9 protein-coding genes are annotated in these 8,887 nt (G+C 52.4%); 3 read left to right on the forward strand and 6 right to left on the reverse strand.

The genetic code is table 11. The annotated features are described in order from the left end of the window. Positions 1-9: 9 nt before the first annotated feature. Positions 10-549, reverse strand: coding sequence for a dCTP deaminase/dUTPase family protein (locus tag EKM90_RS04065; RefSeq protein ID WP_125579935.1), 540 nt, complete (start codon positions 547-549; stop codon positions 10-12). A 149-nt stretch (positions 550-698) separates the two neighbouring features. Between EKM90_RS04065 and EKM90_RS04070 the strand changes: the two genes are divergently transcribed. Continuing rightward, positions 699-989, forward strand: a complete 291-nt coding sequence (locus tag EKM90_RS04070; RefSeq protein WP_125579937.1) for a GNAT family N-acetyltransferase — start codon at positions 699-701, stop codon at positions 987-989. 102 nt (positions 990-1,091) lie between these two features. Here EKM90_RS04070 and EKM90_RS04075 read toward each other — a convergent pair whose 3' ends face one another. From EKM90_RS04075 to EKM90_RS04095, 5 genes are all read right to left on the reverse strand, one after another. Further along, positions 1,092-3,083: a lectin-like domain-containing protein gene (locus tag EKM90_RS04075; RefSeq protein WP_125579939.1), complete on the reverse strand. Its 1,992-nt coding sequence runs from the start codon at positions 3,081-3,083 to the stop codon at positions 1,092-1,094. Next, the gene (locus EKM90_RS04080) at positions 3,067-3,438 is read right to left on the reverse strand and encodes an LPXTG cell wall anchor domain-containing protein (protein WP_125579941.1); all 372 of its coding nucleotides are present in this window, start codon (positions 3,436-3,438) and stop codon (positions 3,067-3,069) included. Before EKM90_RS04080 ends, EKM90_RS04075 begins: the two co-directional genes overlap by 17 nt. Positions 3,439-3,456: 18 nt before the next feature. After that, positions 3,457-4,509, reverse strand: a complete 1,053-nt coding sequence (locus tag EKM90_RS04085) for a DUF916 and DUF3324 domain-containing protein (RefSeq protein ID WP_164507841.1) — start codon at positions 4,507-4,509, stop codon at positions 3,457-3,459. 114 nt (positions 4,510-4,623) lie between these two features. Then, a complete protein-coding gene (locus tag EKM90_RS04090; RefSeq protein ID WP_125579945.1) occupies positions 4,624-5,337 on the reverse strand; it encodes a WxL domain-containing protein in 714 nt (237 codons plus the stop codon). 568 nt (positions 5,338-5,905) lie between these two features. Next, the gene (locus tag EKM90_RS04095; protein WP_164507842.1) at positions 5,906-8,101 is read right to left on the reverse strand and encodes an LPXTG cell wall anchor domain-containing protein; all 2,196 of its coding nucleotides are present in this window, start codon (positions 8,099-8,101) and stop codon (positions 5,906-5,908) included. 25 nt (positions 8,102-8,126) lie between these two features. Between EKM90_RS04095 and EKM90_RS04100 the strand changes: the two genes are divergently transcribed. Next, positions 8,127-8,504 (forward strand): hypothetical protein, encoded by a 378-nt coding sequence (locus EKM90_RS04100; protein ID WP_125579949.1) that lies wholly within the window; start codon positions 8,127-8,129, stop codon positions 8,502-8,504. Between the two features lie 66 nt (positions 8,505-8,570). Further along, the coding region (locus tag EKM90_RS04105; protein WP_404819938.1) for a hypothetical protein at positions 8,571-8,887 on the forward strand (317 nt) is incomplete at its 3' end.

The raw sequence follows: 8,887 nt of genomic DNA on the forward strand, positions 1-8,887 counted from the left end.
CCTTTGCTATTACTTCCCAGTGGAGCCAAACCCGGCAGTCCGAGCGTTCTCGTTACCGGTGTCGCCATCGGCCAGCAGATACGGCATGAAAATGCCTTGGCCGATGCGCTCACCTTGCTCAATCACCACATCCCGCGGCGAAAAGTTAAGCATTTGGATAAAGATTTCGCCTTCGTTGCTGGTATTGTTGTAATAATCCGCGTCGATCACGCCGATCCCGTTCGGAATCACCAATCCGCGCTTCAGCGGATTGCTAGAGCGATTGGCCAAAATCAGCACTTCATTCGGCTGCATGTAGGCCTTCACCCCGGTTGGCACCAACAGCGGCTTCAAAATCTTAGTGGCCCGGGTGAAGTCCTGTTCGGTCAGCGGGTGCTCGTTTTTGATCAGCCGGAACAGGCGAATGAAGTCATAGCGCCAAATACTCTTGAGGACAAAATCCTCCCGAGCAAAAAAGTCATACCCAGCTGCATTTTTGGTTTGCCGTTCTGGGAGCTTCACGCCCTGATTTTCAAACGCTGAAACAATTTCAAAGCCGCGACTACGCATCGTGTCTCCTCCTTAATGGTATACGTCACATTCTACCACGAGCGGCCCCGCTTTTTGCGGCTGTCAGCGCTTTCTTGAACTAACCTTTTCAAATTGTTACCATATAGTCAAAGAAGACTCGCCTCGGCGGGTCAAAAGGGGGATTTATGATGACCTTTCAACATGAAACCGGCCGCTACTTCTTAAATGACGACACCGGCAAACTGATTGCGGAAGTGACCTTCCAGCCCATCGATGACGGCCGGAATTACGTCATCGACCACACCTACGTTGACCCCATTCTCCGCGGTCAAGGCATCGCCGGCAAACTGGTGAAAGCCGTGGTGGATCAGGCTCGCGAGGAAGGTAAGAAGATCGAGCCGCTGTGCTCCTTTGCCCGCCATGAATTCGAGACGAAACCGGAGTATGCGGAGATGCGGCGGGTGGCACCGACAGAATAAGCTCGTTGCTTTCTTACCGCTACAACTTCAGTGTAAACGAAGGGCCGACCAACTTGATTGCCAAGTTGGTCGGCTCTTTTTGACGCGTTATGTTCGTTCTCTTTAACCGGCGATTGGTGTCGCCGCAATGGTCCAGGTAATCGTCGAAGAATAGTTACCAAGTTTGATTTGCGGATACGGCGCCATGTTCAACTTCAGATTGGTAATGGCGCCGCTAGTTGGTGGCGTATCGGCACTGTACACTGTTTTCGCCTTGTTATCATCCGGCAAGGTGACATTTCGGCCACTATACGTGAACCCGATGGTCGTGTTCCCAGCCGTGTAGCCAGTCCCACCCGGAAAGTTAACCGGCGTCATGGAAGCGGTGATTGTCGTATGCACACCGGTTGGAGCCGCGGCGACAAGGTTGCCAGTGCCGTCCATCGTGCCGCTGACTCCTGAGAGCCCTTTGATAATTTGGCCGACACTCAGATTATTGAAGATGAAGTTCGGAGCACCAATGCCTAGGGGATTTTCGAGTACCTCTGGCGTGGACACGGTTGCCGAGTACTTCGCATTACTACCAGCGATAGTACCTGCACTAGCAGTGGCTGCGGCACTCGCGGTAGCTGCCAAAATTGGTGCCGTTACCGTATAGGTTTGGCCATCACCGCCTTCTTTTGTAAAGCCTGGCAAAGTGACGTCGACCTGAGTAGCGTATTTCTTGGTTTGACCAAACTTGTCGATAACATCGGCCGTCTGGGTCGCAGTACCCACAAGCGTCTGCGTCACCCCATCCTTGAGTACAGTCACGTTTACCGTCTTGCCATCTGGATTGACCTCAAACCCATAACCGGAAGTGGTGCGCAGCGTACCAGTCATCGTAGTTGTATTCGTTGTTTTATCAGGAAGTGGCCAATCCTGCTTACTATTAATACCGTTGTAAGTAATCGTGTAACTTTGAGAGAGTGAATCGCCCACATAGACTGGTGCTGGCGGCCCGCTTCCGTTACGACCAGTCACGTTAGCGGAAACACTAGCATCAACCAGCCCAGGAATAGTTTCAAAGGTTACAACGCCTTCTTCGAATTTAGCTCCTGTGGAGCCGGTAAAACCCCAATTAACACCTTGTGATATAGCTGTGGAGCCAAAGATGGTCGTCATGTCCTTAGCCGTCCATGTCAATGTCTTTGTAAAGACATGACCACTACTTATTTCAACACTAAATGTTAATTTACCGCCGCCATCTTTGGCAGCATTTGTTTGCCAATCAACGGTTACAGTGTGCCACTTGCCGTCGGTAAACTTCTCACCACTGGCCTTTGTGATTACCTGATAGCCACCCAAGCCCCGTTGATCAGGAATACCTGCACCATCTGTTTTCTTATTGATCCCACCGTCTGCACGATTGAGAGAATCAAATTGCAGGGCTGAGTATGCCTTTGTCCCGTACTGATAGTCCATTGCCGGAAATCCCCAGCCTATATACTGACCATCAGCATTCGCCGCGCCACTGGGAGTCTTAACATTCACATCTGTATCATTCTTAGCACCGTTGTTGTAAGTATCAAAAGCGATTGCGAAGGTATTAGTTAAAGCTCCGGCAATATTCCCCCCCGTATCAGGTTTTACGCTCCAGATACCGATTCCGGAACCTGCATTCCCAACAGAAGATGGCGTACCCCCACCCCTCAGGACAAACGCCATCCCATCACCAGGATCCGTATTAGTACCAAAATAGATATGCATCTTCGTAGAAAAGTTTTTTGTCAGCGGAAGCGTCGATGTGCTCCAAATTGATCCGGACTGAGTCAGAGCATGCGTAAGTTGCACTGCGACGTGGTTACCCGCAGCGTTATCAAGCAAAACACTACTTGTGCCCGCTACTCCTGCAGTTGTCATTGCCTGATCAAATGGCACAAAAGCTGGTAAGCCAGTATCAGGATCAAAAGGCTCCGGATAACGCTTATCATTGATGTCAGTCGCCTGGGTCCATAAATCTGGAGGATCTGCCGCTTTGACTGTCTGCATGGTTCCGCCGACTGCAGCCGTCAATGTTGCCACCGCAGCAAGGGTCAGCCAGCGACTCAGGCGCTTTTTAGTTAAGTGCTTCATCAGTCGCATCCTCCCTTCGCCGCCACAACAGCAACAACAACATCATCGCAATTAATCCCAGTAAGCCAAAGCCGACGCCGGCTAAAATCAAGGCAAGTGTTTCACCGGTTTTAGGCAAACGGCCATAAGTTCGACCAGTTGCGCTTTTCGTACCAGGCACGTGATCCGTCGGAGTTACCCGCGGCGGTAGTTTGCCCGGCTTACTTGGCTGGTAGGGACTTGGTAACACCACGAACTCGGCAACGGTTTGACCCACCGCCGCACCCGTATTCGTCGCCGCGTTCACCCCGGTGCCCCCGAGGGTGAGGCCGGCTGCGGTGAGGGCCACTGCTAAGCCGATTTTCCAATATCGCATAGGGCACTCTCCTTTCCGCTATTGCGGCTTATTCTCAGCCTTATCATCCTTCTTGCGGCGCAGCAGCAGGAGTATCAGCCACCACAGCAAGCCTAGGAGCAAGACAATGCCAACGCCGATGAGGACCCAACCCCACCATGGCATGACAAACGGCGTCTTCAGCGCCAATTTTTTGTTAATTTTTTGTGCTTGTTCAGTCAAAATCGAGAAGTTGCGCTTCCAGTGCCAGCGGCCGTGGGGGCCAGTGACCAGCAGATCCAAGGTATAATCGCCAGGGGTTAGCCCGTCTTTCTGCGTAATCCCGAAGTCAAAGCGGCTGTTCGGCGCCGTCGTATACCCGCTAGCGGTCCGCTTCATAACAACAGTATTGGAGTTTCGCTTGTATACTTTTGCAGTGAACAGCATCTTACCCCAGTACGTTGGCATTGGGTTCTGAATCGTTGCCAAAACGCCGGGCTGGTTACTCGAAATCCCAGCGCCGACTCCCTTTAGCTTCAAGTCTGGTTTCACATTGTTGATGGCGCCAGTGCTGGTTTGCAGCTGAATACCGACCAAGGTCGCATAGCGGTTTTTGAACTGAACGCCGTCACCGGTACTCCCAGCAGTTTCTTCCTTGTCGACAAGATAAAGGCCGCCAAGCAACACACCGGTAAAACCCTGTTCCGGGATCTTCAGGTTCACGGTCACTCGTTTCGTCTGATGCCCGGCCAATGTCACTACCTGACTCTTTTGACCTAACTGATCGACCCGATACTGGGCTGAGGAATCAGTTCGACCGTTTGGCTTATAGCCAATCTCCCCATTATCCTGAGTATAAGCATGCGTCAAAGACACCTTAATGTGTCGAACCCCTGCCGTTTCATTGGTCACTGCCACTGTTAGCGGCTGAGTAGAACCTGGTTTGACGACCAAGTCAAAGTAGCTCGACACTGTAGTGCGCTGATTATCGGGAATGATGGGGCTAACGGTGTATGCTGCCCCAGATGCGGCCTGAGCTTGGTTGGGCTGCACTTGAGCAACCCCCAGACCAAGGGCCGCCAAAGCGATAAACAACAAGGTTTTAAGGCGCAAGGTAAAACTCCTTTCGACAATGGGAACACGAAGATTCAAAGGTCTTTAACCCTTAATCCGAAAAAACGCGACCGAGGACGCCCCTCGATCGCGTTAAGTACTCACATGAGTGGCTTAGCCTGCAGTAATGGTGCTGGAAAGTGTCCAAGTAATCGTTGCATCATACACAGCAGCCTTAGCTTGGGCGTTAGGGTTGATGGTCAGTGAAGTGGAAGCATCCACATCAGCCGACGTGTTACCCTGACCTTGATCGGTAGTAGCAGTCCACAGCGTCTTCGCGGAGTTGTCTGTCGTCAGCTCAACGGAATTCTGATCCGCAATAGCTGTCGCTGTCACGTTGTCCGCCTTCAGATTGGTAAGCTTAAGATTCAGGGTACCGTTCAGAGGTGAAGTTGCACCGTCTGCCGTGAAAGGTGTAATTGCGGCCGAAAGTGTCCAGCCGGCGCCGTTACCACGAAGGTCGCTTACTTGCAGCTTACCTTCATTGTTTTCGGCAGGATCTGGCTTAGGGTCAGTAATCTGTTTGGAATTGGCCGTCTTGCCGTCCACCGTGGTGTAAGTCAATGTTTTCCCGGCAATAATATCAGCAACAGTTGCCTTGCCAAAGTTCAAGTCTGGTGCTTTCACCAGCCACAAATTTGCATTGTCGCCAGTACCATTGTCGCCACCAGGGTTGGTATCTGTGTCGCCACCGGCCGTTACTTCAAATTCAGCCGTTGACTGGCCCACAGCAGGACCATTGTCTTCAGCAAAGACGGTCGCAGGTGCAACCAGTGTGGCAGCGGCCAAAGCAAGAGCAGCAGCGCTAACAAGTAAAGACTTCTTCATTATAGAGTTCCTCCTATTTGACTCGCTGTCCCCCTGGCGTGTTTACGCCCAGCGAAGTATTAGATAACACCCGAATTATAACAACCCATAATTATTTCGTCAACACGAATATTCAATATAAATAACGATTTACTTCTTGAGAGCTTCTCAATTATTTCGTTTTTACGCAATCCGTGGCGCTTTATACCACATAATATCACTATTGTACAAAGCGGATTGTGAGTAGCCCAGCGTGGATAGTTTAGCCTCCTAACTTCTGCCACGCTGCTTATAGCAGCATCTGATTATTAATCGCTTTCACACCGGCCTTTCGAACAGGAGCAAGCTCACTGAGCATGCCGAGAAGCATTTTACCCTTTGAATAACGGAAGGTTCACACAAATCACCAAATTTCTGATTTAATAAAAAAACGCCTAAAAATATTACTCATTTTATTTATCATAAATTGACCTTTCGTTGATCATGAGCCATCCCCCCTCCCGCCCACGCAAAAAGGCTCTTCAGCCAACCCGCAATTGCAGGTGGTTGAAGAGCCTTTCCGTTTGTACTTTAGATCTTAGCTGGCTGATTAAGCCTGGTGACGACGCTTCTTGCGGCTGGCCGCAGCGCCGAGTCCCATCAGAACAATCAGGCTTGCTCCGATTGCAGAGAGCAGTGACTCACTACGTTCACCCGTCTTAGGCAGCCGGCCGTTAGCGCGAGCACCATTCTTGATGCGCGCTAGCCGAGCACGATCTGCGCTAGTCGCGGATGTCGAGACCGCAGTGCCGCTACCAGAATTCCCATTCTTACCAGCGCCAGTTGCGGTTTTGGCAGAAACGGAAATACTGTTGCTTACACTAGCGGAGGCGACAGCCGAGGTGCTTGCAGAAGCACTGGCTGAAGCGGAGCCGCTAGCGGAAGCTGAGCCACTAGCAGAAGCTGATGCGGATCCACTAGCACTGACGGAAGCACTCGTAGAGGCTGAACCGTCGGCACTGTAGGAAGCGCTCAGACTGCCAAGCAGTGACAGCATCTGGCTGTCGCGGATGCTTGCCGAGTCGATGGCCGAAACCTGAGCCGACTCAGAAGCACTTAGACTTGGGTAACCAGATACCGCAGTGCTGTAGCTGGCACTTGCAACAGCCGAAGCTGATGCAGAGGCACTAGCCACCCCTGATGCTGATGCCGAAGCACTGGCCTCAGAAGGCGTTTGACCGGCCAAAATGCTGGTGCTCTGACTAGCAGAGATCGAAGCACTTTGACTAGCACTTGCAGAGGCATCTGCACTGACCGAAGCTGATGTCGCAGCGCTGGTTGAAGCACTGGCACTAGCTGGGCCGTTGAGTGACCGGCGAGCCACGTCAGCCAAGCTCTCGGACAAACTGCCAAGAACTGAGGCGTCCGTGGATTCACTAGCAGAGGCACTGACAATAGCGGAGCCATGAGCACTGATGCTTGCTGAAGTCGATGCACTCTCGGAAGCACTAACTGTGGCAGAACCACTAGCACTTTCAGAAGCACTGACACTCAAGCTTTCGAGCAATGACAACATCTGGCTGTCCTTGATGCTTGCAGAGTCGATGGCCGAAACCAGAGCCGACTGCGAAGCACTCAGACTTGGGTAACCGGATACCGAGTCGCTATAGCTAGCACTGGCACTAGCCGAAGCTGATGCGGATGCGCTGGCTGACGCTGAACCGGATGCCGAAGCACTCGCTTCAGAAGGTGTCTGACTATCTAGGATGCTGGTACTCTGACTTGCAGATACCGAAGCACTTTCGCTGGCACTTGTTGAAGCACTAGCACTAGCCGAAGCTGATGTCGAAGCACTTGCAGAGGCACTAGCGGAAACATCTGCCGGGATGGACTGAGAGTTGGCAATGGAAATGCTCTCAGACAAGCTGGCGATGGCTGATGCATCGGCCGATTCACTTTCAGAGCCGCTGGTAATCGCAGATCCATCGGCACTAATGCTTGTGGACTGTGAAGCACTGACGCTGGCAGAATCGCTAGCACTCAGACTATTGAGCAGTGACAACATCTGGCTGTCGCGGATGCTTGCCGAGTCGATGGCCGAAACCTGAACCGACTCAGAAGCACTTAGACTTGGGTAACCAGATACCGCAGTGCTGTAGCTGGCACTTGCACTAGCCGAAGCCGATGCAGAGGCGCTAGCCACTTCAGAAGCAGATGCCGAAGCACTCGCTTCTGATGGCGTCTGACTGGCCAAAATGCTGGTGCTCTGACTAGCAGAGATCGAAGCACTTTGACTGGCACTCGCTGAGGCGTCAGCACTTGCCGAAGCTGATGCTGAAGCACTCGTCGAGGCGCTAGCGATATCACTTGCAGGAATCGCTTGAGAGTTCGCAATTGAGATGCTCTGAGACAAGCTGGTAATCGCGTCGGCGTCGATTGACTCACTAGCAGAACCACTGACAATCGCAGAACCGATTGCACTAATGCTACCGGATACGAATGCGCTGTTGGAAGCACTGAATGAGCCAAGCAGTGACAGCAGCTGGCTGTCATAGGTGGCTGCGGAATCGATGGCCGAAACCTGAGCCGATAGAGAAGCTGCCACACTGTCTGCCACACTAGCTTCAACAGTTTCCGAAACGGCCTGTGAAGCCGGATCGCTAGGAGCGGCCAACGCCATGCGGCGCAGCGCCCCTACTCGAGTCTGTGCTTGTGCCTCTTGCGGATGTACCACTGTTTCTTTCAGGCTTTCGGAGATGCTCCAAACCTCAGACTTGAGGATTGATTCACTCGTCGAAGCACTCACGATTGCGGAGTTAGAAGCACTGCGGTTGGCTGACAGCGAAGCACTGTTAGAGGCGCTCTGGGAAGCTCTGACCACAGCCGAGTCGCTAGCACTTACAGAAGCACTAACGCTTGCCGAGGTTACGGCACTTTCAGAAGCGCTGACAGTTGCTGATCCACTAGCACTGTTCGAGGCGCTAATTGAAGCACTCTCGGACGCCGTGGAAATCGATGCCGAAGCATCGGCACTTTCGGAGCCGCTGATCGATGCTGACGTATCAGCACTCTCAGATGCACTTACTGATGCAGAACCACTCGCACTGTTCGAAGCGCTAATCGAAGCACTCTCGGATGCCGTGGAAATCGATGCAGAAGCATCGGCACTTTCAGAGCCGCTGATCGATGCTGACGTATCAGCACTTTGAGAAGCACTTACTGATGCAGAACCACTCGCACTGTTCGAAGCGCTAATCGAAGCACTCTCGGATGCCGTGGAAATCGAGGCGGAAGTATCGGCACTTTCAGAGCCGCTGATCGATGCTGACGTATCAGCACTCTCAGATGCACTTACTGAGGCGGAACCGCTGGCACTGTTCGAAGCACTAATCGAAGCGCTCAGACTTGCGTCGGAGGCGGAGTCGATTGCACTGTCAGATGCACTTTGCGATGCACTGATTGAGGCAGAGCCGTCGGCACTTTCAGAAGCACTGATCGATGCACTCAGGCTGGCAAGCAGCGACAGTTCTTGGCTGTCCTTGATGCTTGCAGAGTCGATTGCTGATACCTGTGCTGACTGTGATGCACTCAG

The organism is Lacticaseibacillus suibinensis (genome assembly GCF_003946175.1).
Classification (GTDB): Bacteria; Bacillota; Bacilli; order Lactobacillales; family Lactobacillaceae; genus Lacticaseibacillus; species Lacticaseibacillus suibinensis.

Coding starts and splice junctions, on each gene's coding strand:
- EKM90_RS04065 (WP_125579935.1), bottom strand. CDS start 549: ATGCGTAGTCGCGGCTTTGAAATTGTTTCAGCGTTTGAAAATCAGGGC.
- EKM90_RS04070 (WP_125579937.1), top strand. CDS start 699: ATGACCTTTCAACATGAAACCGGCCGCTACTTCTTAAATGACGACACC.
- EKM90_RS04075 (WP_125579939.1), bottom strand. CDS start 3,083: ATGAAGCACTTAACTAAAAAGCGCCTGAGTCGCTGGCTGACCCTTGCT.
- EKM90_RS04080 (WP_125579941.1), bottom strand. CDS start 3,438: ATGCGATATTGGAAAATCGGCTTAGCAGTGGCCCTCACCGCAGCCGGC.
- EKM90_RS04090 (WP_125579945.1), bottom strand. CDS start 5,337: ATGAAGAAGTCTTTACTTGTTAGCGCTGCTGCTCTTGCTTTGGCCGCT.